The organism is Sinomonas mesophila, from assembly GCF_001999765.1.
Taxonomy (GTDB): Bacteria; Actinomycetota; Actinomycetes; order Actinomycetales; family Micrococcaceae; genus Sinomonas; species Sinomonas mesophila.
In genome coordinates this window covers 1-503 of record NZ_MTIC01000062.1, presented here as the reverse complement: position 1 = coordinate 503, position 503 = coordinate 1, and the positions used below count along the sequence as shown (strand labels likewise).

The following is a 503-nucleotide window of genomic DNA, read 5'->3' as shown; positions in this document are numbered from 1 at the left end:
GAGCCCTGGGTGACGGCGATGTTCTTCCCGCACAGGTTCTCGACCGTGAGGCCCTGCGGGTTCCCGGCCGCAGCCGCCACGGAATTGCCGGCCTTGAAGTAGTCGATCATGTCCAGGACCTTGAGGCGCTCCTCGGTCTTGGACATGGTCGTGGCGGTGAAGTCGAAGCGGCCGCCGTCCAGGCCAGGGACGATCGTGTCGAACTTCGTGTCCACGAACTTCAGCTTGAGGTCGAGCTTCTTCGCGACGAGCCGCGCGATGTCCGGGTTGAGGCCGATCGCGGTCTGGTTGTCCTCGGCGAGGAACGTCGTCGGCGGGTAGTGCAGGTCCATCGCGACCGTGAGCTCGCCCTTGTCCTTGAAGGACTGCGGGACCAGGCTCACAGCCTTGGCGTCGGGCTGGACGCCCTCCGAGATGTCCCGCGTGTTGTTCGTGAGGCTCTCCGATGCCGGGGCGCTGGCGGCCACGTTGCCGCAGGCACTCAGGGCCAGGATCGCGGCCAG

General features: G+C 66.6%; 1 protein-coding gene. It reads right to left on the bottom strand.

Translation table 11 applies throughout. The annotated features are described in order from the left end of the window. Positions 1-503 (bottom strand): transporter substrate-binding domain-containing protein (locus BV907_RS18095; protein ID WP_139346881.1); only part of this gene is annotated, 503 nt, incomplete at both ends.